The following is a 22,850-nucleotide window of genomic DNA, read 5'->3' as shown; positions in this document are numbered from 1 at the left end:
GGCCTATGCAAGTCCCGATTTCCTTTATGACGGTGGCGCTGTTTGCCGTCATCGCGCAGGCCGGTTTTGCGGCCGGGCTGCTGGCGGCCTCGCCGTTCAACCGGGTGTCGAACCGCTTTCTGGCCCTGCTCATGGTGGCCATCGCGCTGTGGGTGCTCGACGGGTTTTTTCGCGTTTCGGGGCTGTACGGGCAGAACGCGGAGCTGTATTTCTCGCCCATCTACTACTCGCTGGGGTTTGGGCCGCTGCTCTATTTCTACGTGCGCAGCCTCGTGAACCACGGGTTTCGGTGGTGGCCCCGTTACTGGCTGCATTTCGGGCCGGTGCTGCTACAGGCGGCGCTGTATTGGTGGCTGCGCTTCCAGCCCTACGCGGTGCGCCTCAATTTCTGGCAGCGTGTGCACCGGCCCGTTACCTACCGGCTGGAGTTCATCGGCACCTGGGTTTCGCTGATGGTGTACCTGTTTCTCAGCCTGCGCCTGCTGCGCCACTACAGCCGCTGGCTGGAAGACAACTTCTCGGAAGTATCGCGCCTGCGCCTGCGGTGGCTGCGCTGGCTGCTGGTGCTGCTAGGCGTGGTGAGCGTGCAGTGGCTGGCCGAGCTGGTGCTGCGCGAGTTTTTCGGCTTGTATTACCGCTACGATTATTCGACCGAACTGCTGGGCGTGGTGGTGTTTGTCATCGGCATCGTGGGCCTGCGGCAGGCCGATATGCGCGCCGTACACTTCGCGCCCGGTGAGCCGGCTGATGAAATGGTTGCTGCCGAAATGGCTCCCGCCGCAGCGTCTGAAGTAACCGCATTTCCCGAAGCAAATGCCGCTGCCGAAGTACCTGTTGAAACCGGGCTTCCACGACTCCCGGAATCGTCCGCTCCGGCCACCGCGCCCGGCCCCGACCCGCTCATTATGGAGCGCATCCGCCGGGCGTTGGTCGACGACCAGCTTTACCAGAATCCGACCCTGACCTTGGCCGAGCTGTCGGCCCACATCGGCCTGCCGCCGCGCCTCATCTCCTCCACCGTGAACGCCGGCTTTGGCCGTTCCTTCAACGACCTCGTGAACGGCTACCGCGTGGCCGAGGTGCAGCGCCGCCTCGCCGCGCCCGATGCCCGGCGCTTCACCCTACTGGGCATCGCCTTCGAAAGCGGCTTCAATTCGAAGACGACCTTCAATCGGATTTTCAAGCAGGTGACGGGGGTGGCGCCGCGGGATTATCAGGGCGGAGGCGGGTGACGCCAATTAGGCCCAAATCCGGTATTGGAACGTCCCACATCTGGTTTTGGGGCGATGGGCAGTAGGGCAGAGGGCCACCTTTGGGTCGTACTTCAAACGCCCCAACCATGACCCGTTTCCTGCTGCTGACCCTCGGCGCCCTGGCCCTGCGCCCGGCCCTGAGCCAAGCCCAGACCACCCCCGCCCCGGCCTGGACTGACCACACCCGCGCCCTGCCCGACGAGCTGCGCCGCCTGCCCGTGGGCCTCACGCTCTGGCACTCGCCCAACCCCATTTACCCCGAGCCCAACCCCGCCGTGCCCGGCGGCTACGTGTGGAAACACAGCACCAGTGTGCGCGCCGAAGCCGGCGACCTGCAAATCGTGAGCTGCGGCAGCTACATCTGGTACAGCGCCGCCGGCTGGCAAGCCAACCTGCACGAAACGCCCGCCGAATTTGCCGAGCTGTTTAGTTGCCCCGGCGGCAAATTGAAGAAGGGCGTCACCTACACTTTTGCCAAAAACTACCGCTACGCCGCCAGCGCCAAGCAGCTCTATGGCGGCGATGCCCTCTGGTTCATCATCGCCAAAGACGCCCAGGGCCGGCTCTACAAAGGCTACGGGCTGATTGAAACCGAAGCCGAGCCGCAGGTTGGCAAATAGCCCTTCCCACCTTAAAACATACCCGTATGAAAACCCTTCTGATTTCCCTGTTTTCCTTCTTGAGCCTGCTGGCCACCCGCCCCACCGCCACCACCTACCGCCTCGACCCCGCCGCCAGCACCCTCACCTGGACCGGCCACGCCGAGGCGGGCGCCTGGGCGCCGCAGGGCACCATCCGGCTGCGCGAGGGCAGCGTGGCGGCCGAGGGCCAAACCGTGCGCGCCGCCCGCGTGGTAATCGACATGGCCACCATTGCCCACGAGCAGGCCCAGTTGGCCGAGCACCTGCGCGGCGCCGACTTCTTCGACGCGGCCAAATTTCCCACCGGGGTGTTTGAGCTCACCGAGTTTAAAGCGGGCCGGGCGCGGGGCACGCTCACGCTCAAGGGCCAGGCCCGGCCGGTCGACTTTCCGGTGGCCATCGAGCCGGTGGCGGGCGGCCTGCGCCTGCGCGGCACCGCTACCCTCGACCGCACTCAGTTCGGCATCAACTACAACTCCAGCGCCTTCTTCCAGAACCTGGGCAGCTACGCTATTCGCAACACGTTCGAGGTGGCCTTCGACGTGGTGGCGCGGTAGCGGGCGGCACTTCAGCTTGGCTACAGAATCGAGCGTGACCTTCGCGGCCATCCTGCCACACCAAGCCCGCTTCTCTGTGAAAAACCTGCTGATTATTGCCTGCTGCGCGCTCCTGCCCGGCGGCCCGCCCCGCGCCCAACCGACGGCCCCCGCCCCGCCCTACCACTTGCTCCACACCATTGCCATCGGCGGCGAGGGCGGCTGGGACTACCTCTCGGTGGACCCCGCCGGGGAGCGCCTCTACGTGTCGCACGGCACGCAGGTGGAAGTGGTCGATTTGCACACGCGCCAGCTGCTGGGCACCATCCCGAACACGCCCGGCGTGCACGGCATCGAGGTGGTGCCGGGCGCGGGGCGCGGCTACATCACCTGCGGGCGCAACAACACCTGCGTGGTGTTCGATGTGAAAACGCTGAAGCCCATCGGCGCGCCCATCCCGACGGGGCCCAAGCCGGATGCGCTGTTCTACGACGCCTTTTCCGGCCGCGTGTTCATTTTCAGCAACGACGGCGGGCGCAGCACCGTGCTCGACGCCAAAACCGGCGCCGTGCTGGGCACCGCCGAGCTGGGCGGCGACGCGGAAGCCCCCGCCAGCGATGGCAAAGGCCATATTTTCGTCAACCTCGAAGACAAAAGCGAGGTCGTCGAGTTCGACGCCAAAACCCTGGCTGTGCTGAAACGGACCTCCGTGAAGCCCGGCGAGGAGCCCACCGGTCTCGGCTACGACCCCCGCGCCAACCGCCTCTTCAGCGGCTGCGCCAACGAGAAGCTGGTGGTGACGGACAGCAAAACCGGCAAGCAAGTAGCCGTGCTGCCCACCGCCAAGGGCACCGACGGCGCCGTGTTCGACCCCAGCACCGGCAACGTCGTCGTCTCGAACGGCTCGGGCACGTTTACCGTCATCCACCAGGACTCGCCCACCAAATACACCGTGCTGGGCAGTGTGCCCACCGCCCGCGGCGCCCGCACCATCGCCCTCGACCCCAAGACCCACCACCTCTTCACCGCCACCGCCGACTACGGCCCCACGCCCGCCCCCACCGCCGAGAATCCGCACCCGCGGCCCGGCATCGTGCCCGGCACGTTTCGGGTGCTGGAGTTTGGGCGGTAGGAGCTTGGTAACCACAGGCCCCTGAAAACCGTCATGCTGAGTTTTAGAGGAACGTCATGTTGAGCGTAGTCGAAGCATCTCTACCGCGCAACGCAAACTATTCGATTGATTTTACTATTGCGGTAGAAATGCTTCGGCTGCGCTCAGCATGACGGTCCTTTTGCTAATTGCTCATCCTTTTTGCCGATTCATGTCTTCCTTCTGGCTGCGCCTGCGCCGTGCGTTCCGGGCTCATAAGGTGCTGCTGCTGGCCCTGATGGCCGGGCTGGTGCTGCCCTGGGTGGTGTTTGTGAATGTGGCCGAAGACATCTGGGAGTCCGGCGGCTTCATCGGCGACAAGGCCATTCTGGAGTTTTTGCACCAGCACGCCTCGCCGGGGCTCGACCGGCTGGCGCTGGGCCTCACCGCCGCCGGCGACCCACTGCCGATGAGTGCGGTAGCCATTGCCAGCACGCTGGGGCTGGCCCGGTGGGGCCGGCGCGCGCAGGCGTGGTTTTTCGGGCTCTCGGTGGGCGGCGCCATGGGGCTGAACCTGCTGGTGAAGGTGCTCTTTGCCCGGCCCCGGCCGGCGCTGTGGGTGAGTCTGAAGCCGGCGTTTTACTACAGCTTTCCCAGCGGGCACGCCATGGGCGCGGCGGCCGTGGTCACGGCGCTGGGGTTTTTGCTGTGGAAGCACCCCGGGCGCTGGTTGGCCTGGGCGCTGGGGCCGCTGTTTGCGCTGGGCGTGGGCTGGAGCCGCATGTACCTGGGCGTGCATTACCCGTCCGATGTGCTGGCCGGCTGGACCGGCTCGGTGGGCTGGGTGGCGGGGCTGCACCTGCTGTTTTCGCCCGAGTTTCACGAGCTGCGGCGGCTGTGGCGCGAGGCCCTGCACCGCCGCCTGCCCAAGATGGTGGCGGCGCCCCGCGAGGCTCCCGGGGCGGCGACTTAGCGGCCGGGCGGTTTATTTGCCGGGGTTTCAATCCCGGTTTGCTGCTCAATGACTTCGCCCGCAACATCTATCCCTGAAAATTCACGGCGTTGGACGCTGCTCACGCTGGCGTGGGCCGTATTCGGTGGGCTGGCGGTGGCCGTGGTGCGCGCCAATGGGCTGCCCCTGAGCTGGGATGCTTCGATTCTGCTGTTCTGGCACCGCCACGCCACGCCGGTGCTCGACGGGCTGGCCGTTTTCCTCACCATTGTGGGCAACACCGGGCCGATGGTGGGCCTGGGGGTGCTGGTGCTGCTGGCGCTGCTGCGCCGCCGACAGTGGCGTCCGGCCGTGGTCTGGCTGGTGGCAGTCGGCGGCTCCATGCTGCTCACCCAGGTTATCAAGGCGCTGGTGGCGCGGCCCCGGCCCGCATTCTGGCTCAGCCTGCGGCCCGAAACCACGCTCAGCTTCCCCAGCGGGCACGCCATGGACACGGCGGCCATCGCCACGGCGCTGGTTTTTTTGCTGGGGCGCAGCCGGTTTCGGGGCTGGGTGCGGGTGCTGGGGCCGCTATTCTCGCTGGCCGTGGGCTGGGCGCGCATGTACCTGGGCGTGCACAACCCGTCGGATGTGCTGGCCGGCTGGGCGGCTGCCGTGGGCTGGGTGCTGCTGGTGCAACTGGGGGCCGGGCAGTTCTGGCCGGAGCAAGCCGCTGAACTAAAACGCTTTTGACAAGCCGGGCGCGTCGGCCTCGTACCAGAAGCAGCGCGTGCCGCCTTCGGTGAACTCATTGCTCTCGCGCAGGCCAATCTTGGTCAGAATCCGGCGGGAGCCCGCATTTTCCGCGTCCGCATAGGCGCAAATGCGGGGCAGCCGCAGGGTTTGAAACCCGTATTCGAGCCAGGCCTGCGCCGCTTCCGAGCCGTAGCCCTGCCCCCAGAACTGCGGCCGAAAGCGGTAGCCAAGGTCGTAAAAATCACGCTGGCCGTTCACGGGGCCGGCCACAAGCTTCAGCCCCGCCCAGCCCATGAACTCGTCGGTTTCGCGCCGCAGCACGGCCCAGCGCCCGATGCCAACTGCCGCGTATTGGGCCTGAATGAAGGCGATGGTGTCGGTGCTTTGGGCCAGTTCGGTCACCATCTGGCCGCCCACGCCGCCGAGGTAGCGGTGCACGGCCGGGTCGGAGTCGAGCGCGAACATGCCCGGCGCGTCAGCGGCCGTGAGGGGGCGGAAATGCAAGCGGGCAGAATCGAAAGTTTGCATAATGTTTTATAGCACGGGCCGTTGTCTGCGCGGCGTCGGGCCACTTCGGCACAGGCTGAAGCATGTGTTATAAGGCTATTTCGTCACAATCAGCCGTTGGTGCTGGCCGGCGGCTTCGGCCGTGTACACGCCGGGCGGCACGGGCCGGCGGGCGTCGTCGCGGGCGTCCCAGGCCAGCGCGTGGGACTCGGTGTTGGGTTCCAGCGCCAGCGTACGCACCACCTCCCCCTGCGCGTTGCGGATGAGCAGCGGCGCTGGCTGCCCCTCGTGGCAGGTGTAACGCAGCGTGGTGCCGCCGGGCCCAAAGCTGCGGCTATCTGGTGCTTCCAGCGTCAGGGCCTCGGGCGTAGAATTGGGGGCCATATTGGTCAGAATTTTCAGGCCGCGTATGCTCACGGCCACGCCGGCGTTCATCAGGAAATGCACTTCCAGCTCGTGCTTCCCCGGGTCGTAGGAGTAGCCCTCGGCCGGCACCGGCTTCTCATCGAAATAAAGGGCCGTGGGCGGCGCGGCCACCCGCTGCACCAGCAGCCGCACGTAGCGGAACACCGGCTGGCCAGGGTACTCGCCGTTGCTGCTCAGTATCACATCGGTCTGCGCGGGCGTGCAGAAACCGCGCATGGTCAGCGTCTCGTACTGCCGCTTGGCCAGCGCCTGGGCCGAATGCCCGTCGTCGTCATACATCGTGAACTCCGATTCCGCCGCGCTGGGGTCGGGGTAGTAGCGCAGCAGCAGGGTATCGGGGCGGTACTGGGCAGTGCTGGGCCGGTAGGCTGTCATCGGCAGGAAGGCGCCGGCCCGCACCAGCAACGGCGTGTGGGCCAGCGGCGCGGGCACGCCCACCACGCTGTTGCCGGCATAGGTGTTGTTGGTGTAAAAATCAATCCAGTTGCCGCTTGGCAGCAGCACGTTGCGCCGCCGCTGGCTGGGGTTGAGCACGGGCGCCACCAGCAGGTTGGGGCCGAGGAGGTATTCAGAATTTTGGTAGTCAGAATCAGTTGATTTACTACCCGTCGTCGGGAAATGGTAATAATTACCAAAATTGAGCCCCCGCACCAGCGGCGCGCCCGTCGTCGTGTTCTGCCAGGCCAGCGTGTACAGGTACGGCAGCAGCTGGTAGCGCAGGTGCACCGCGTCGCGCACGCTGCTCTTATAAGGGTCGGGGTAATAATATGGCTCCGGCGGCACGCCCTCGCCGTGGGGGCGCAGAATGGGGCAGAGGCTGGCCATTTGCAGCCAGCGGGTGTACAGCTCCGGGTCGATGCCGCCCACGCAGAAGCCGCCGGCGTCGGAGTGCATGTAGCCCACGCCGCCCATGCCCATGCCCAGCATCACGGGCACCTGGGCGCGGTAGCCGCTCCACGAGCGGTTGATGTCGCCCGACCACGGAAACACACCGTTGCGCTGCATGCCCGCCCAGCCCGAGCGCGCCAGGTTGAACACCCGCTCCTCGGGAAAGTCTTTCGCGTAGCCTTCCGTAAAGATGCCGGCCCAGCTTTGCCCGTAGGCGTTGTGCACGGCGCGGGCCGGGCCGGGCGCGTGCTGCATGGCCGCCGGGTGGTTTTCGGGTTCGCCGAGGTCGGACCACCAGCCGGCGGCGCCTTCCTGGTGCAGTTTTTTGTAATAACCCCACAGCCATTCGCGCGTCTGGGGTTTGAACACGTCCAGTATGCTGGCCGGCCCGGCCCAGAACGACGCCACCGTGAACGGCCGGCCCGCCGTCGTGGTGCCCACCAGCCCCTGCGTGCGCACCGTCGAGTCGTTGCGCGAGGTCCGCATCACATAAGGCTCCGAGATGAGTATCGTCTTCACACCCTGCTTGCTCAAACCGCTCATCATGCCGGTCGGGTCGGGGAAGTTGGCCTTGTCCCAGCTCAAATCGCCCTGTTTTTTGGTGCCCCCAAACCAGTATAAGTCCAGCACCAGTGCGTCGAGCGGGAAGTTTTCGCGGCGCATGCGGGCGGCTACGTTCTGCATCTCCACATCCGTTTTGTAGCCGAAGCGGCTCTGAATGAGCCCCAGCGCCCAGCGCGGCGGCAGCGGCTGCCGGCCCGTCAGGCGAGTGTAGCGGTCCAGGATTTCGGCTTGGTTGCGGCCCGTTATCACGAAGTAGGAAAGCGAAGTCAGCCCTTCGCCGCCGTATTCGAGCACGTTTTTATCGGCTTTGCCCAGGTCGAGGTAGCCAGGCGCGTGGTTGTCGAAAAACAGCATGTAGCCCCGGCTGCTGAGCACCGTGGGCAGGGCGATGTTCAGGTTGGGCTCGTTGTTCTGGGAGCCGTAGTGGGCCTGGTTGTAAAGCTCCAGCCGGTAGCCGCGTCGGTTCACGGGCAGGGCCCGAGAGCCGGTACCGTAGAGCTGCTCGCCCGGCGCGAGGCGGAAGCGCACGCCTACGCCACCGGGCTCAGCCGTGGTGGCGGGGGAGGCGGCCAGACGGTGGAAGGGGGCGTTGGCCTCCACCTGAGTACCGCCGCCAATGTCTCGGATGCTTACGCTTAGGGTTTGCTTGTTAATAACAATATCCTGGCAGTCGGCGTGGTACGTGAGCGTACTGGGCGTTGAAAGGGTGCCCTTGCAAAAGTCAGGACCATATCGGGCAATGGCCTTCGACGGCGGTCCATCGCAGCCTGGGCGGCAAAGTTGCCCCAGCGGCTGGGGTTTCTGCGTGACACTTATTGAGGTATCGAACTTAGTTGCCTGGTCGGCAATGAAATAGGTGACTTTTATTACTCCCGGAGCCCATGGCAGAATTTGCAATGTGCTGCCATCGGTGCTCTTTAGTCGGAGCGTTTCGGGTGCGTATTGCCCTTCGCTGACGGTGCGATAGGTTCGTTCTTTTCCTCCAGCAGCAGGTACAATTACTCGGTACGTTCTGGTTGAGGCCGCCCTTGGGTATTCAGTTATCAGCGAATGATTTACGTACCGCCCGCCCGGTACCGCCCGCGCCGGCAGCACGCGCCGCCCGAACGGGTCCTGCGCCGGCCGGCCGCCGTCGGCGCGCTGGGCCTGGGCATCGGGAGCCAGAAACACCGCTACCAGAGCGGCTACAGAACCAAAAGCGCGTAGAACAACTTTCATCAACGACGAGTCGGGTGGGAGGTGGCACGTGGTGGCAAGTTACAGCCGAAGCCTATTCTCTTGATTCTGGCCTCCAAAAGGCAGCAGTTGTAGCCAGAATATTCAGGTAAGCTGAACTATAAAGCCCAGACCGGGACGTTTTCCCAATCTGGTAGATATTACCTTTGCTATATGACGCCTAAGTCGCCCACGTCCCCGTACGCCGCCGTTTTTATTGATTTTGAGAATGTTTATTATTTTCTCAAGAATCACTTTCATGACCCGCCCGACCTCAACGACATCTGCCTCGACATCATCCGCTCCCTGCGGGAAGAACTGAGCGGCAAAGGCCTCGACAGCCTCATCAGCTACGCATACGCCGATTTTGAGCGCCTTGCCACCGCGCCCCAGGGCGCCCTCTACCTGATGGGCGTGAGCACCCGCAACGTACTGGGCACCGACCATAAAAACGCCGCCGACATGCAGCTATGCATCGACGCGCTGGAGGTAATGTACACCCGCCCCGACATCGGCACCTTCGTGCTCGTGGCCGGCGACCGGGACTACATCCCGGTGCTACAGCATCTGCGCCGTCAGGCCCGCCAGGTGCTGGTGGCCGGCTTCCGCGAGTCCGTGTCCGGCGATTTGCTGCAGAACATCGGCTCCGCTCAGTTTATGGACGCCCGCGACCTGCTCGGCGCCGAGCGCGTGGAACAGCTCGAAAAGCGCCGCGCCGACCGCCTGCGCCTGCAGGAAGAAAGCCGCCGCCTGCGCGAGCAGGGCACGGTGGGTGTGCCCTCAGCTGCTGCCCTTGCTGCCCGAGATGCCGCCGGCACATTCAAGGGACCGCAGGTGGCGCCGGTGCCGGCCGTCGGGGCCCCGCGGCCCATTGTGCCCGCCGCGGCCCGCCCGACCACGTCCCGCTTCAGCGAGGAGGTGCCGGATTTTGCGCCCATTCGCCCGCTGGCGCGCGATGTGGAGCGGCGCACGCTGGCCTTTATTCTCAACGAGTTTCAAAAGCTGGAAGCCAAGCAGCAGCGCCGGGTGCCGGAACTGTGGCTGGGGCCGTTTATGCGCCTGCTCACCGACGAGCTGCCCGAGTTGCCCGACTACGAGCGCCGCGACTTGCTCAACCACCTGCGCGACGCCGGCACCATCCGCATCGAGAAGCGCGAAGGCGAGCCCCACCCGTTTTCCGTCATCGTGGTCAACTACAACCACCCCGATGTGCAGGCCCTGCACCCGGGCGAGGAAAACTAGCCGCCCGCCCGGTTATCTTTGGGCGTCGAACAAAGCCCTTTTGCTGGGCCAGTTCGGCGTGCCAGTGGCGTTCGCGCCGCGTCGGCCGGTTCCGGTTTATTCTCTCATTCCCCAATTCTCGTTTCCATGAGCTTCATTTCCGAAGTAGAATCCAGCATCCAAACCCTGTTTGCCGCCATTGGCAACGGCTTCCAGAACGACCCCGGCGCGGGCTTCAACCAGATTGACAACTGGATTAACCACCTGAGCGCCATCGACCAGCCCGTGCTGCGCCCCATCGTGGCCGAGCTGCAAACCCTGCGCCGCCACATCGAGGGCAACAACGCCGCCGGCATGGCCGAAGCCTTCCAGACCCTGGGCGAGCTCACCGCCCAGTCGGCCCTCACCACCCACAACTTCAGCGGCGAAGGTGACAAAGCCCGCGAAATCAGCCAGAAGCTGATTTCCGCCGCCGGCAACCTGCGCCACATCGCCCGCGTGCCGGTCACGGCTGCCCACTAAGTATCGGTTGAGCCGAATGGGCTCAGCTAACAAAGCAGAACGTCATGCTGAGCGCAGTCGAAGCATCTCTACCGCAATAGTAATTATTTACTTACGCGGTAGAGATGCTTCGACTGCGCTCAGCATGACGTTCTGCTTTATTTACTCTCCTCCTTAATACCCCAGCGCCGTGTCGTCGCCACGCGGGTCGGCGCCGCCTTCCAGGGTACCGTCGGGCAGCACGTGGATGATGTCGAGGCGGCCCCAGGGCAGGTGGGGCTGGGGGTGGTAGCCGCGGGCGCGCAGCGTGTCCTGGGCGGCGGGCAGCAGGGCGCCGGCCTCCACGTCGAGCACGTCGGGCAGCCACTGGTGGTGCAGGCGCGGCGCCGTGACGACTTGCTGGGCGTTCAGGCCGTAGTCGACAATGCCGATGATGCTCTGCAACACGCTGGTAATGATGGTGCTGCCGCCGGGTGTGCCCGTCACGAGGGCCACGCGGCCGTTGCGGGTGAGAATGGTGGGCGTCATGCTGCTGAGCATGCGCTTGCCGGGCGCGATGGCGTTGGCGGTGCCGCCCACCAGGCCGTAGGCGTTGGGCACGCCGGCCTTGGCCGAGAAGTCGTCCATCTCGTTGTTGAGGATGAAGCCGGCGCCGGGCACCACCACTTTGCTGCCGTAGGCGCCGTTGAGCGTCGTGGTGCAGCTCACGGCGTTGCCGAGGGCATCGACGATGCTGTAGTGGGTGGTCTCGTTGCTTTCATAGCCCGGCAGGTTGGCGCCGGCGGTCAGGTCGGCGCTGGCGGTGGCGCGGCCTTTGGGGCGCATGGAGGCGGCCCGCTGCTTGTTGTAGTCCACGTCGAGCAGCTTCTGGGTGGGCACGAAACCGAAGTCCGGGTCGCCGAGGTAGGTGGCGCGGTCGGCGTAGGCGCGGCGCTCGGCTTCGGTGAGGTAGTGCACGGCCAGGGGCGTGTGGTAGCCGGCCTGGGCCAGGTCGACGGGCTCCAGCATTTGCAGCATTTGCAGCAGTGCCACGCCGCCGGAGCTGGGCGGCGGCATCGTGATGACGTCGTAGTCGCGGTAGCGGCCGCGCAGGGGCTCGCGCCACTTGGCGCGGTAGCCGTCGAGGTCGGCCTGGCTCACGAGGCCGCCGCTGCGCTTCATTTCGGCCAGCAGCAGGCGGGCGGTTTCGCCGCGGTAGAAGCCGGCGCGGCCTTGGTCGCGGATGCGGGTGAGGGTGCGGGCCAGCTCGGGCAGGCGCAGGGTGTCGCCGGGCTGCCACTCGCCGCCGCCGGGGCGCACGTAGGCGGGCGGGTTGCCGGGGTTATACTTCTCAAAATCAGCGCGCGTGCGGTTCAGGGCGGCGGCTTCTTTGGTGGTGAGGGCGAAGCCTTTGGTAGCCAACATAATGGCCGGCTGCAGCAGCGTGGGCCACGAAAGCTTGCCGAGCTGCTTGTGCAGCGTGGCCATGCCGGCCACGGTGCCGGGCGTGCCCACGGCCAGCGGGCCGGCGGTGCTCAGGCCGGGCACCACGTTGCCGGCTTTGTCGAGGTACATGTCGCGCGAGGCGGCCTGGGGGGCCGTTTCGCGGAAATCGAGCGAGCCGGCCGAGCCGTTGCGGTCGCGGTAGAGCAGGAAGCCGCCGCCGCCAATGTTCCCGGCCACGGGCAGTACTACTGAGAGGGCAAACTGCACGGCCACGGCCGCGTCGTAGGCATTGCCGCCGCGCTGTAGAATCTGAGTGCCAATGCGCGACGCCTCTGGATGCGCCGATACCACCATGGCGTACCGCGCCAGCTTGGGCGCCGCCGCCTTGGGGATGGGCGTGCCCAGCGAGCCCTCGAAGGCGCGTGAAGTAGACGTGACGGGACGCTCGGCCGAACAAGCCAGCAGCAGCGCCAACGGAATCGCAAGTAAACGTTTCAACATGGAGCAAAATAACGGCTTTAATGCTGGTGGGCAATGCCGCAGGCGATGAAGGCGGGGGAAATGGCGACGGCCGTCGTTTTGAGCGCAGCGAAGGGACTTGTTTAGGCAGAACCTCGCGCCCGTCATCCTGAGCGCAGCGAAGTACCTTCTCACGGCTGAGCAATTGAGTGCGAACGGGAGAAGGTCTTTCCCTCCGCTCAGGATGACAGAAGCTTCGGCTTGCTTATTTCTAATTCAATCGAGCATCGCCTTACATTTGACCTAAACCTCCGCATCTATGGCTAAGTCGAAAACCACCGCTCCCGCCGCCGTCAAAACCCGCAAGCCCGCGCCGCTGGCCCTCGTCAGGAACGACGGCTGGCTGGCACCCTTCGAGCCCGTGCTACGCCAGCGGCAGGCCCGCCTGCAGGCCCGGCTGGCCGAAATTGAGCAGTACCACGGCTCGCTGCTGAACTACGCCACCGCCCACCAGCAGCTGGGCCTGAACCACGACGCCGGCCGCGGCGGCTGGGTGTACCGGGAGTGGGCGCCGGGGGCTGAGTATTTGGCGCTGGTGGGCGATTTCAACGGCTGGGACCGGGGCGCCAACCCGCTGCAAAAGCTGGATTTTGGGGTGTGGGAAGCGTTTCTGCCCGATGCCGAGTATGACCAGCGCCTTGCCCACGGCAGCCGCTTCAAGGTGCACGTGGTGGCCAACGGCCAGGGCAAGGACCGCCTGCCCGCCACCCTGCGCCGCGCCGTGCAGGACGAGGGAACCAAGGATTTCGCCGGCCAAATCTGGCGCCCCGAAACGCCCTTTGTCTGGACCGACCAGAAGTTCCGAACCGCCACGGCCGTGAAGGAGCCGCTCATTTACGAGGCCCACGTGGGCATGGCCGCCGAAGAAGGTCGCGTAGGCACCTACCGCGAATTTGCCGAAAACATCCTGCCCCGCATTGAGGCCGACGGCTACAATACCATCCAACTGATGGCCGTGCAGGAGCACCCGTACTACGGCTCGTTCGGCTACCACGTGGCCAATTTGTTTGCGGCCAGCTCGCGCTTCGGCACGCCCGAGGACCTCAAGTTTCTCATCAACGAAGCGCACCGGCGCGGCATCGCGGTGCTGCTGGATGTGGTGCATTCGCACGCCGTGAAAAACGAGGCCGAGGGCCTGGCCGATTTCGACGGCTCGGGCAACCTCTACTTCCACAAAGGCGAGCGCGGCAACCACCCCGGCTGGGACTCCAAGCTCTTCGACTACGGCCGGCCCGAAGTGCAGCAGTTTCTGCTGAGCAACGTGCGCTACTGGCTCGAAGAATTCCACTTCGACGGCTTCCGCTTCGATGGCGTGACGAGCATGCTCTACCACCACCACGGCGAGGGCGTGGCCTTTGTGGGCTACGACAATTATTTCGGCCCGGCGGCTGATGAGGACGCCATTCTCTACCTGCAACTGGCCACCACGCTGGCCCACGAGTTCAAAAAGGGCTCTTTGCTAGTGGCCGAGGACATGAGCGGCCTGCCCGGCCTGTGCCGCCCCATCAAGGAAGGCGGAGTGGGCTTCGACTACCGCCTGGCCATGGGCATCCCGGACTATTGGATTAAGCTGCTCAAGCACACGCCCGACGAACACTGGCCCCTCGGCGAGCTGTGGTACACCCTCACCAACCGCCGGGCCGGCGAGAAAACCATTGCCTACGCCGAAAGCCACGACCAGGCCTTGGTGGGCGACAAAACCTTGTCGCACTGGCTCTTCGATGCTGGAATCTACGCCCACATGCACATTACGGACGGTGACCCCGGCGCGGCGCGGGCCTTGGCGCTGCACAAAATCATTCGGCTGCTCACGCTGGCGGCCGGCGGCGAGGGCTACCTCAATTTCATCGGCAACGAGTTCGGCCATCCCGAATGGGTCGATTTCCCCCGCGAGGGCAACGGCTGGAGCTACCAGTTTGCCCGCCGCCAGTGGAGCCTGGGCGACAACCCCGACCTGAAATTCCACCAACTGGGCGAGTTCGACAAGGCCCTGATTCACCTGGCCAAAGCCCGGCACCTGCTGGCCGCCGGCCCGGCCACGCTGCTCAAGCACGACGAGGAAAACCAGGTGCTGGCCTTCGAGCGCGGCGGGCTGGTGTTCATCGTGAATTTAAATGTGGAGAAGAGCCTCACCGACTACCGCTTCTGGGTGACGGATGAAGGGAAATACCGCGTGGCTTTGTCGTCTGACAACGCCCGTTTCGGCGGTTTCGACCGGCCCGACGAGGCATTTGAATACGAGACGTATGAGCACCAGCTCAGCCTGTACCTGCCGAGCCGGGTGGCGCTGGTGCTGGCCAAGCAGTAAGCAGCTGCTGGCCGCCGCTCCGGTGTCGAAACTTGTCGGGGTGGCGCAGCACGGAATCAGCAGCAGTCCTGGAGCACACGGTCATGCACGATGACAAAGGTCATCCATAGCACCACCAGGATTGAAAGCACATTGATGACGGTAAGCGCCGTGTAATTATTGGCTTGAAAAGCAGTGAGTTTTTTACTGTTCCGCTTGGCGTAAGCCTTTGACGCAATTGGAATCAGGGCCACCAGCCACAGCACGATAATCCCCGGATAAAACCCCGTGATTGCAATGCCAATAAGGCTGAGCAATGCCACCGTGAGCGCGAGCCCCATTGAGATAGATGTGACAACGCTAAACGCTTTCGTTTCCATTTGGGCAAGGATTTAGGAGCTTAAATTTATATAAAGAACTTTGTAATGCAAAGTATATGGCTTAAGTTTTTGTTCTGACCTTTGGTTTGAGGCCAAACACGCGTTGGTATTCTAATGCTCAGGTCGCTTTAGGCGATACCCTTTGCTCAAGTTGTTAAGCAGTCTTCTGCTACATGCGCAGCGCCAGCCCGTGGCGGTTTTGGCGGGCCATATCAGCTCAACCTGTTTCTGCTGAGCCGGGTGTTCCGGTAGCAAGTGGTGTTTGCAGTTCAGTCAAGATGATGGCTCGAGTGGCCTTCTCTTTGGAGAAATGGCAGGAGATTTTTGCCGGCGAGCTACTTTTGAATGGGGCTACGTGCCGCTGGCCAACTATTAATGGCGGAGTGGTAATCAGCTTCCGCTCATTGTTCTGAAAAGCGCGGCCGGAAGCGTCCTACAAAGCCTGCCTTCGCGCTCCGACGCTTTTTCGTGTCCCGGCGGCACGCCTTTTTCTCCCCGCGCTTGCTTCGCTCTATGCCTCCCTCTACGCCGGTTCCGCTGCCTCTCCGTGCCCTTGATGCCGAAAACGTGCTGGGCGACCTGCTGGCCGTGTCGATGACGGGCATTATCTATTACACGCCGATTTACGACCCGGCCGGCTCGGGCGAGATTGTCGATTTCACCTTCGTTTACCTCAATCCGGCGGCCCAGCGCATGATGCGCATGCCCGAAGTGCCCACCCTGACGCACAACCAGCAGTGGCCCCACAGCCGCCAGCAGGGCACGTTTGGCTTCCATGTCGATGCCTACGTGAGCGGCGAGCCGCGCGAATACAACATCAACTACCAGCTCGACGGCTACGACAACTACTACCGCCTGGCCGCGCGCCGCTCCGGCGACGGCCTGTGGGTGAGCTTCACCGACACTTCCGACCAGCCCCGCTCGCCCGTGGAAGTGGCCCTGCGCGAAGCCCAGGCCGCCGAAAAAGCGGCCCGCGCCGAAGCTGAAATTCAGCGCCAGCGGTTTTACGACATGCTCATGCAGCTGCCCGCCCAGGTGGCCGTGCACGAGGGCCCCGACCAGGTGGTCACGTTCGTCAATCCCAGCTACCGGCGCGCGGCCAACGGGCGCGAGCTGTTGGGCCAGCCCATGCGGGCGGTTTGGCCCGAGCTGGCCGACCACGGCGTCCTCGAAATTCTCGAACGGGTGTACCGCACCGGCGAATCCTTCCGGGCCACCGGGTTTCCGCTGCAGGTCGATTTTGAGCGTACCGGCCAGTTGGAACAGATGTACTACGACTGCTTTTTTCTGGCCCTGCACGACGGCCAGGGTCAGGTAACCGGCGTGCTCGATTTCTCTTACGATGTGACCGACGCGGTGCGGGCCCGCCAGCAGGTAGAACAACTGAACCAGGAGCTGGAAACCCGGGTGCTGGAGCGCACGGCCGCCCTGCAGGAAAGCGAAGCCCGCTTCCGCATCCTGGCCGACGCCGCACCCAACCAGGTGTGGGCCGTGAACCCGGACAGCACAATTCGCTACGCCAACCAAGCTTTCTTGGACTTCGTAGGCGTGCCCTTGGAACAGTACGTGGCCACGGGCTGGGCAGCCTACTTGCCCGCGGAAGAGTTGAAGCGGGCCCAGAACACGCTGGAAAACGCCATCCGGACCCGCAGCCTGTACGTGCTGGAACATCGCATGCGCCGCCACGACGGCCAGTACCGCTGGCTGCTGGCCCAGGGCGCGCCCAGCTTCTACCCCAACGGCGACCTGTACGGCTACGTGGGCTCGGCCATCGACATCACCGAGCTCAAGCAGGCCAACGAGCGCCTGACGCGCACCAACCAGGACCTCGACAACTTCGTGTACGCCGCCAGCCACGACCTCAAGCAGCCCGTCAACAACCTCGCGGGCCTGTTTGAAGAGCTGCGCCGCAGCGTCAGCTTCGCCGACCCGGCCGAGGAGGAACTGCTCGTGCCCCTGATTCAGGACGCCCTGCAGCAGCTCGGCCTCACCATCGACGACCTGGCTGCGCTCGGCCAGGCCCAGCAAATCAGCGAAACCTCGCTTTCGGAAGAAGTGCCGCTGGCCGACCTCATGGAGGAAGTGGTGAACACGCTCGAACCCCAGGTGCGGGCCGTCCGGGCCCGCATCACGGTCGATTTCGAGGCCCGGCCCACGGTGGCTTTCGCCCGGGCCAACCTGCGCACCATCCTGCTCAACCTGCTGGGCAATTCGCTCAAATACGCCGACCCGGCCCGGCCGGCCCGCATTCACGTTTCGGTATGGGTTGAAGAGGGGCAGCCCGTGCTGGTGGTGCAAGACAACGGCCTTGGCTTCGACGCGGAAAAGCACGGCGACGAGCTGTTTCACCTGTTCCGGCGGCTGCACACCCACACGTCGGGCTCGGGCGTGGGCCTCTACCTCGTCAACCGCATCGTGCAGGCCCACGGCGGCAGCATCACTGTAGCCAGCCAGCCCGGCCAGGGCGCCACGTTCCGCGTCCGCCTGGGCCGGGCGTAAACGGTGGCTAGGGCTGGGAAGCTCTAGTTAGTGACTATGGTTGCCGAACTAGATTGTAATGGTAGAGGAGGCTTGGCAATAGCGCGTTGATTTATACTACCCTTTCACTAAACTAACCTGCTTTGACCTGCGAAATGAAAACTAGCGCCCCCTTCACGGCCTTGCTGCTGTGCTGCAGCCTAGGCTGCTCTGCACAAACGGCGCTCGTTCGAGCGCTGGACTACGACACTTTCCTCGCCAACTCCATCCGGGAAAAAGGCCCGAACAGGCGCTTAGATTACCGCGAATCGGTCGTGGTAAACGGGCAAAAGCAGACCCAGGTCGTGTACCTCTACACGAAAGGCAAACACCTTGCGCTCAAAGCCTTTGTCATTCGTGACAGCCTGCCCGATTCCCTGATTGCCTACGCGGAACAGCCTGTCACCAATCGGCGGCTCCGCCACGAGTATGCCCGCTATTTTGCCCAGGTGTTTCGCTACCCAAAATACCCGCGGTATGAGTACAGTGGCCCCGCAGAGCAGCCGTCATCTGTCCTGCCCGCTGCCAAGCCCGAGTGGGTCGTTACGGCCATCCAGGTGGAGACAGGTAAGCGAGGCTTAAAAGCCATGTATCATCACCTGAATCCGGCAGGTTACGAGGCAGAAGATGCGTCCATTATTCGAAAAATGAATGCAGACTTTGATGCCTTACACAAAGCCATCAGTGAATATGCGCAATCTACAGGTCTGCCCCTGAGTCTATGAATTTGCTCGTTTTCGCAAACCATGTTCTACAGAGGCTTGTAAGCATTTCGAACGGTATCCACAGCCCGGATAAAGTTCAGTAAACTGGTTCACCATTCAGGGTTTACGAAACTCATCCCTGAAGTGAGTTTCGTAAACCCTGAATGGCCGGCTTCGGCCGCCATGTTGGGCGGTTTAGTCTGCTCCGGGTGGTTGGTCGCACGGCCGCCTAACCTCTACTTTAGCAGCTCTAATACCACTGCCGTTTTGGCGGGCAGCTGCAGCGTTGCCAGGCTGCTCAGGCTCTCGCCCGTGAGCACGTTGCGGGCTTTGCTGAAGCCCGCCATGCGCTCCGAGAAGCGGGCGGTGGGCAGCGACGCTGCTTTGTCGGTAGTATTCGAGGCCACCAGTACCGTGCCCGTCGCGTCGTAGCGGAAGTACACGTAGAGGCCGTTTTCGGGCAGGTACTGCATCAGCTTGCCGGTGTGCAGCACTTTGTGGTCGCGGCGGTAGGTGGCAAGTTTCTTCACGAAGTCGAAGGCCTCGTTTTCGCGGGCCGAGCGGCCGGCGGCGGTGAACTTGTTGTCCTTGTCATCGGACCAGCCGCCGGGGAAATCCCTGCGCACCTCGGCGTCGGTGGGGTCTTTGAAATTCTTCATCAGAATTTCGGTGCCGTAGTACATGCTGGGGATGCCGCGGGTGGTGAGCAGCCAGGTCAGGCCCATCTTATACTTGTCGAGGTCGTCGCCGATTTCGGACAGGAAGCGGTTGTGGTCGTGGTTGTCGAGGAAGGTGACGAGCTTGGTCGCATCCTGGTACACCACGTCCTGGGCCAGGGTTTGGTACACGTGCTGGGCGCCGCCGTCCCAGCCGGTGGCGGCGGGCGTGCCCACTTCCTTCAGGCCGGCCAGCAGGGCGCCCTCCAGCACGAAATCGAGCGCGCCGGGCTGGTTCGATTTGAAGGGAAAATCAATCTTGCTGCGCGTGTAGTAGGCTTGGTCGATGCTGTTGGTCACCGCCGACTCGCCGAAGATGTGCAGGCGCGGGTACTCGGCCAGCAGCGCCGCGTTGCAGCGGTTCATAAACGGCTGGTCATTATACAGGTAGGTGTCGATACGCCAGGCATCGATGCCGAAATTTTCCACGCTCCAGATGGCATTTTCAATCAGGTAATTGGCCACGTAGGGGTTCTGCTGGTTGAGGTCCGGGAGGAAGGGCACGAACCAGCCGTCGAGGGTGATTTTGCGGTCAACCTGGGCCGCGTGTGGGTCGGTGATGGGGGTGTAGCGGTAGGTGGTGTTGGTGTAGGTGGGCCACTGGTGCAGCCAGCTTTTCATGGGCAGGTCCTGCACCGTCCAGTGGGTGTTGCCCACGTGGTTGTACACGGCGTCCTGCACCACCTTCAGGCCGGCGGAGTGGGCCTGCTGCACGTAGCTTTTGTAAGCGGCGTTGCCGCCGAAGCGCTTGTCCACGTTGTACTGGTCCGTGAAGCCGTAGCCGTGGTAAGAAGCGCGCATGGTGCCGCCCTCGCTGGTGAGCGGCTGGTTGTTTTCGAGCACCGGCGTAAACCACACGGCCGTCACGCCCAGCTCTTTGAGGTAGGGAATGCGCTGGGCCGCGCCCGCCAGGTCGCCACCGTGGCGGAAGAAGGGGTTGGCGCGGTCCATGTTCGGGTCGCGCATATCCACAAATTTGTCGTTGCTGGGGTCGCCGTTGGCAAACCGGTCGGGCATGGCCAGGTAAATAAAGTCGGCCGCCGTCACGCCCTGGCCTTTGGGTGCGTTGTCGCGTGCCTTTAATTCCCAGCTTTGCGTCACGGTCTGGCTGCCCTTTTTGCCCACCAGCTGCACCCGGCCGGGCTTGGCGGTTGCGGCAATGGTGAGGTCGAGAAAAGCATAATTTGGGTTCTCCACCGTGTTGGTTTTCACCAGCTTCACCCCCGGATAATTCACGGTGTAGGCCAACGTGCCCGCGCCGGGGCCGTGCACGATGAGCTGCACGTTGGGGTTTTTCATGCCCACCCACCAGTTAGTGGGGTTCACGCGGTCGATGCGCACGGTTTGGGCGGTGCCCAACAGCGGGAGTAGCAAGAGGAGCAACAGGCAGCTTTTTTTCATGGGAGAGGTTGGGTGGGAAACCAGTGGCAGGAATAATCAACAATTTAGAACGTCATGCAGAGCGCAGCGAAGCATCTTGCCCGCAGCAGGTAAACCAATCGTCCGGGTTAGTGGTGGCGGGCAAGATGCTTCGCTGCGCTCTGCATGACCACCTTTTAAGAACGCCAAGCGCGCTACGGGCGCTTGCGACCCTGGCCCAGCAGCTCCAGGGTTTCGGCCAGGCGCTTAGCGCGGGTTTCGGGGCGCTTGGCGCCTTCCAGCCAGCGCACGAACTCGCGCTGGTGGGTGTAGGCCAGCTTGTCGAAGTAGGCGGCGGCTTTGGGATTGGCGGCGAGCTGTTCGGCCAGGTCGGCGGGGGCTTCCATCTTGCGCACGGCCGTGTCGTGGCGCATGGTCACGCGCACGGTGTCGCCAATGGTTTTATCAATGGCTTTGCGGATTTGCTTGAGCAGGAGCAGGGCGTGGTGGCCGTCGCCGAGCGGCACGGCGCTGCCTTGGTAGGGGTAGCCGTCGAAGGTGACGTGCACCGGCAGCTGGCCGCGCTTGCCGTATACCTCAGCCACCGAAAAGGGAATCACAACAAACACGCCGCCCGTGTCGCCGGCTGCTTCTAAAACGGCTTCGAATTCGTGTTCGGGCTGCATGCGGAATCGGGGTTTAAGGGTGGTCAAAATGGGTTGATGGGCACAAAGAAAACCCATTCCTCCCAAGCCGCCCCGCCCGGCTCAGCCAGCAGCCAGCTCGTGCAATAGCGTCCGCAGGACTTCCTCATCGTCGGCGGGTACCACGCGCACTTCGCCGGTATCGGCGCCGTAGGCGGCGCGCAGCTGCTGGCGCACCTGCTCGGTAGGCACCAGTACGAGGTGGGCCCGGCGCAGCGTCATGCGCTCCACTTCCAGCAGCCAGCCGCGCTCGGCAGGGCAGGCAAAGTCGACGGCCAGGCTGGCGGCATACAGCACCAGCGGCCGGCGCGAGCTGTTGCGGATTTCGAGCGCGGCCAGCCACGCCGGCCAACTGGGCGCATAAATCACCCCGAAATCGGAGCGGCCCTGTACCAGCTGCGCTGCCTGGCGGGCATACTGAATCATGCGGGAATTCAGGCCATCCAAAGATGGTGTGCGTGCCGCAAGGACCGGCGCCGGCGCTGAAGTAAGCGGCGCAGTGTTCTGAGTAGGTGTCTCGGGTGCCTCATCGGCGGGAGCCGCTTCTGCAGGCGTGTCCAGCGTTAAATCATCTTCCGGGGCCGACAAGTCGTTGGCTTCGGCTGCCCCAATTTCTCCCGTTGTTTCTTCGAAAACTGCCGGCTGAATGTGGGCTTCTGGCGGGGCAGTTAGGGCCTCAGACGCTCCGGTTTCGACTGCTTCAACCGCTTCGAGTTCATCGGCTACCCCGGTCTCTCCGGTCATTGCTGCTTCCTCCGCGCCAGCTTCCGCAACCGGAACCCGCGCCACCGGCGCGGCCAGCGGGCTGAAGCCGGTGGGCCAGCTCAACGCGGCCTGGGCCAGGTCGGCCGCTTCGCGGATGATGGGCGCGGGGATGAGCGGCGGCACGGGCAGCCGCACCGGCGGCCCGGCCGGCGCCGTGGCGCCGAGGTAGGGCACGGCCGGCGCCGACCAGGACAGATGCTGCGGAGCATGGGCGCCGGTAGGCCACTGGCTGCGGGCGGGGCTATTGGCCGGCGCGACCGGGATTTTGGGCGCGGGCAAAGTGGCTTTTATTTCGGCCGGGCCGGCGGCGGCGCGGTCTTCGAGTCCAACTAGCACGGACGTGAACGCCGACGCGGTGCCGCTGGCCACCACCGTGAGGCGCCGGATGCCGGAAGCGCCAGGGGCGAGGGTAGCTTCGGCAGTTGTTGCTACGGCCTCAGTTTCTGTGATTGCTGCCGTTTCTGATGTGGTCGCGGGGGCGCTGGCCGCGACGGTTTCAGGGCGGGCGGGGGCGTATTCTGCCGGGGCGCTGGCTGGCGCAATGAAGCCAGGCGAAGGAGATTCCGCACCAAATTCGGGGTTTAGGCTGGTACTGGTTTCCTCGGGCAGGTGCGGGTACACGGCCAGCACGGGCTGCTCGGTGGCGAGGTGGTAGACCAGGGGCAGGGTGGGGGGCAGGGCCGCCCCGCCGAACACGGCCACGCTGGGGTCGGCATCGTCCCAGGCGAGCAGCAGAACGGAGAAATCGGACGGGGTCATGGGCAGCTGGAGGGGGCGAAACCGGGCCGGTGGGAGGGGTGGCGGCGGCGCGGCGCGCTATCAGTTGCCAATGCTACGCACGCCAACCCATATATCGGCGAAAAATCTGCGCCGGGCGAAAATTTCGGCCGCAGCCGGCCCGGAAAAAGTATCTTGCGTACTTAACGCTTTTCGCACCGGCCGGGC

At 64.2% G+C, this 22,850-nt stretch carries 19 protein-coding genes; 12 read left to right on the top strand and 7 right to left on the bottom strand.

Translation table 11 applies throughout. From position 1 onward, the window contains the following. Positions 1 to 5: 5 nt before the first annotated feature. The 6 genes from Q4S41_RS22470 to Q4S41_RS22445 all read left to right on the top strand — a co-directional run bounded on the left by Q4S41_RS22470 (position 6) and on the right by Q4S41_RS22445 (position 5,204). On the top strand, positions 6 to 1,232 hold the full coding sequence (locus Q4S41_RS22470; RefSeq protein WP_305033386.1) for a helix-turn-helix domain-containing protein: 1,227 nt from the start codon (positions 6 to 8) through the stop codon (positions 1,230 to 1,232). 107 nt (positions 1,233 to 1,339) lie between these two features. Next, on the top strand, positions 1,340 to 1,873 hold the full coding sequence (locus tag Q4S41_RS22465) for a hypothetical protein (RefSeq protein ID WP_305033385.1): 534 nt from the start codon (positions 1,340 to 1,342) through the stop codon (positions 1,871 to 1,873). A gap of 26 nt (positions 1,874 to 1,899) precedes the next feature. After that, on the top strand, positions 1,900 to 2,451 hold the full coding sequence (locus Q4S41_RS22460) for a YceI family protein (RefSeq protein WP_305033384.1): 552 nt from the start codon (positions 1,900 to 1,902) through the stop codon (positions 2,449 to 2,451). 16 nt (positions 2,452 to 2,467) lie between these two features. Then, on the top strand, positions 2,468 to 3,562 hold the full coding sequence (locus Q4S41_RS22455) for a YncE family protein (protein ID WP_305033383.1): 1,095 nt from the start codon (positions 2,468 to 2,470) through the stop codon (positions 3,560 to 3,562). A gap of 190 nt (positions 3,563 to 3,752) precedes the next feature. After that, a complete protein-coding gene (locus Q4S41_RS22450; protein ID WP_305033382.1) occupies positions 3,753 to 4,493 on the top strand; it encodes a phosphatase PAP2 family protein in 741 nt (246 codons plus the stop codon). A gap of 48 nt (positions 4,494 to 4,541) precedes the next feature. Continuing rightward, the gene (locus tag Q4S41_RS22445) at positions 4,542 to 5,204 is read left to right on the top strand and encodes a phosphatase PAP2 family protein (RefSeq protein ID WP_305033381.1); all 663 of its coding nucleotides are present in this window, start codon (positions 4,542 to 4,544) and stop codon (positions 5,202 to 5,204) included. On the opposite strand, the gene Q4S41_RS22440 is transcribed toward Q4S41_RS22445, so the two are convergent. Together Q4S41_RS22440 and Q4S41_RS22435 are read right to left on the bottom strand one after the other, a co-directional pair. Then, on the bottom strand, positions 5,190 to 5,735 hold the full coding sequence (locus Q4S41_RS22440) for a GNAT family N-acetyltransferase (RefSeq protein ID WP_305033380.1): 546 nt from the start codon (positions 5,733 to 5,735) through the stop codon (positions 5,190 to 5,192). The genes Q4S41_RS22445 and Q4S41_RS22440 overlap by 15 nt on opposite strands. Positions 5,736 to 5,810: 75 nt before the next feature. Then, positions 5,811 to 8,687, bottom strand: a complete 2,877-nt coding sequence (locus Q4S41_RS22435; RefSeq protein ID WP_369811344.1) for a TIM-barrel domain-containing protein — start codon at positions 8,685 to 8,687, stop codon at positions 5,811 to 5,813. Between Q4S41_RS22435 and Q4S41_RS22430 the strand changes: the two genes are divergently transcribed. The 3 genes from Q4S41_RS22430 to Q4S41_RS22420 all read left to right on the top strand — a co-directional run bounded on the left by Q4S41_RS22430 (position 8,643) and on the right by Q4S41_RS22420 (position 10,550). After that, positions 8,643 to 8,798, top strand: coding sequence for a hypothetical protein (locus tag Q4S41_RS22430; protein ID WP_305033378.1), 156 nt, complete (start codon positions 8,643 to 8,645; stop codon positions 8,796 to 8,798). The two genes, Q4S41_RS22435 and Q4S41_RS22430, sit on opposite strands and share 45 nt — an antisense overlap. 183 nt (positions 8,799 to 8,981) lie before the next feature. After that, positions 8,982 to 10,049, top strand: a complete 1,068-nt coding sequence (locus Q4S41_RS22425; protein WP_305033377.1) for an NYN domain-containing protein — start codon at positions 8,982 to 8,984, stop codon at positions 10,047 to 10,049. Between the two features lie 126 nt (positions 10,050 to 10,175). Beyond that, positions 10,176 to 10,550: a hypothetical protein gene (locus Q4S41_RS22420; protein WP_305014096.1), complete on the top strand. Its 375-nt coding sequence runs from the start codon at positions 10,176 to 10,178 to the stop codon at positions 10,548 to 10,550. 153 nt (positions 10,551 to 10,703) lie between these two features. Here Q4S41_RS22420 and ggt read toward each other — a convergent pair whose 3' ends face one another. After that, complete coding sequence (gene ggt / locus Q4S41_RS22415; protein ID WP_305033376.1) at positions 10,704 to 12,455, bottom strand: gamma-glutamyltransferase; 1,752 nt, start codon at positions 12,453 to 12,455, stop codon at positions 10,704 to 10,706. Between the two features lie 277 nt (positions 12,456 to 12,732). Here ggt and Q4S41_RS22410 point away from each other — a divergent pair, with 277 nt between their 5' ends. Beyond that, the gene (locus Q4S41_RS22410; RefSeq protein ID WP_305033375.1) at positions 12,733 to 14,781 is read left to right on the top strand and encodes an alpha amylase C-terminal domain-containing protein; all 2,049 of its coding nucleotides are present in this window, start codon (positions 12,733 to 12,735) and stop codon (positions 14,779 to 14,781) included. A gap of 56 nt (positions 14,782 to 14,837) precedes the next feature. Here the strand turns inward: Q4S41_RS22410 and Q4S41_RS22405 are convergent, their stop codons facing one another. Next, positions 14,838 to 15,140, bottom strand: coding sequence for a hypothetical protein (locus Q4S41_RS22405; protein WP_305033374.1), 303 nt, complete (start codon positions 15,138 to 15,140; stop codon positions 14,838 to 14,840). Positions 15,141 to 15,653: 513 nt separating this feature from the next. On the opposite strand from Q4S41_RS22405, the gene Q4S41_RS22400 reads away from it, so the two are divergent. Continuing rightward, positions 15,654 to 17,639: a sensor histidine kinase gene (locus Q4S41_RS22400; protein WP_305033373.1), complete on the top strand. Its 1,986-nt coding sequence runs from the start codon at positions 15,654 to 15,656 to the stop codon at positions 17,637 to 17,639. A gap of 134 nt (positions 17,640 to 17,773) precedes the next feature. Beyond that, positions 17,774 to 18,382, top strand: a complete 609-nt coding sequence (locus Q4S41_RS22395) for a hypothetical protein (protein ID WP_305033372.1) — start codon at positions 17,774 to 17,776, stop codon at positions 18,380 to 18,382. A gap of 215 nt (positions 18,383 to 18,597) precedes the next feature. On the opposite strand, the gene Q4S41_RS22390 is transcribed toward Q4S41_RS22395, so the two are convergent. The 3 genes from Q4S41_RS22390 to Q4S41_RS22380 all read right to left on the bottom strand — a co-directional run bounded on the left by Q4S41_RS22390 (position 18,598) and on the right by Q4S41_RS22380 (position 22,664). Beyond that, on the bottom strand, positions 18,598 to 20,478 hold the full coding sequence (locus tag Q4S41_RS22390) for an alpha-amylase family glycosyl hydrolase (protein ID WP_305033371.1): 1,881 nt from the start codon (positions 20,476 to 20,478) through the stop codon (positions 18,598 to 18,600). Between the two features lie 173 nt (positions 20,479 to 20,651). Further along, positions 20,652 to 21,122, bottom strand: a complete 471-nt coding sequence (locus tag Q4S41_RS22385) for a YdeI/OmpD-associated family protein (RefSeq protein ID WP_305033370.1) — start codon at positions 21,120 to 21,122, stop codon at positions 20,652 to 20,654. Positions 21,123 to 21,203: 81 nt separating this feature from the next. Next, positions 21,204 to 22,664: a glycosyltransferase gene (locus tag Q4S41_RS22380; RefSeq protein WP_305033369.1), complete on the bottom strand. Its 1,461-nt coding sequence runs from the start codon at positions 22,662 to 22,664 to the stop codon at positions 21,204 to 21,206. Positions 22,665 to 22,850: the final 186 nt, after the last annotated feature.

Source organism: Hymenobacter convexus, assembly GCF_030580955.1.
Classification (GTDB): Bacteria; Bacteroidota; Bacteroidia; order Cytophagales; family Hymenobacteraceae; genus Hymenobacter.
This window is presented reverse-complemented; position numbering and strand designations above follow the sequence as displayed.

Bases quoted from the DNA above. Each gene is read 5' to 3' on its own strand.
- Q4S41_RS22470 (WP_305033386.1), top strand. From the start codon at position 6: ATGCAAGTCCCGATTTCCTTTATGACGGTGGCGCTGTTTGCCGTCATC.
- Q4S41_RS22465 (WP_305033385.1), top strand. From the start codon at position 1,340: ATGACCCGTTTCCTGCTGCTGACCCTCGGCGCCCTGGCCCTGCGCCCG.
- Q4S41_RS22460 (WP_305033384.1), top strand. From the start codon at position 1,900: ATGAAAACCCTTCTGATTTCCCTGTTTTCCTTCTTGAGCCTGCTGGCC.
- Q4S41_RS22450 (WP_305033382.1), top strand. From the start codon at position 3,753: ATGTCTTCCTTCTGGCTGCGCCTGCGCCGTGCGTTCCGGGCTCATAAG.
- Q4S41_RS22445 (WP_305033381.1), top strand. From the start codon at position 4,542: ATGACTTCGCCCGCAACATCTATCCCTGAAAATTCACGGCGTTGGACG.
- Q4S41_RS22440 (WP_305033380.1), bottom strand. From the start codon at position 5,735: ATGCAAACTTTCGATTCTGCCCGCTTGCATTTCCGCCCCCTCACGGCC.
- Q4S41_RS22430 (WP_305033378.1), top strand. From the start codon at position 8,643: ATGATTTACGTACCGCCCGCCCGGTACCGCCCGCGCCGGCAGCACGCG.
- Q4S41_RS22425 (WP_305033377.1), top strand. From the start codon at position 8,982: ATGACGCCTAAGTCGCCCACGTCCCCGTACGCCGCCGTTTTTATTGAT.
- Q4S41_RS22420 (WP_305014096.1), top strand. From the start codon at position 10,176: ATGAGCTTCATTTCCGAAGTAGAATCCAGCATCCAAACCCTGTTTGCC.
- ggt (WP_305033376.1), bottom strand. From the start codon at position 12,455: ATGTTGAAACGTTTACTTGCGATTCCGTTGGCGCTGCTGCTGGCTTGT.
- Q4S41_RS22410 (WP_305033375.1), top strand. From the start codon at position 12,733: ATGGCTAAGTCGAAAACCACCGCTCCCGCCGCCGTCAAAACCCGCAAG.
- Q4S41_RS22405 (WP_305033374.1), bottom strand. From the start codon at position 15,140: ATGGAAACGAAAGCGTTTAGCGTTGTCACATCTATCTCAATGGGGCTC.
- Q4S41_RS22400 (WP_305033373.1), top strand. From the start codon at position 15,654: ATGCCTCCCTCTACGCCGGTTCCGCTGCCTCTCCGTGCCCTTGATGCC.
- Q4S41_RS22395 (WP_305033372.1), top strand. From the start codon at position 17,774: ATGAAAACTAGCGCCCCCTTCACGGCCTTGCTGCTGTGCTGCAGCCTA.
- Q4S41_RS22390 (WP_305033371.1), bottom strand. From the start codon at position 20,478: ATGAAAAAAAGCTGCCTGTTGCTCCTCTTGCTACTCCCGCTGTTGGGC.
- Q4S41_RS22385 (WP_305033370.1), bottom strand. From the start codon at position 21,122: ATGCAGCCCGAACACGAATTCGAAGCCGTTTTAGAAGCAGCCGGCGAC.
- Q4S41_RS22380 (WP_305033369.1), bottom strand. From the start codon at position 22,664: ATGACCCCGTCCGATTTCTCCGTTCTGCTGCTCGCCTGGGACGATGCC.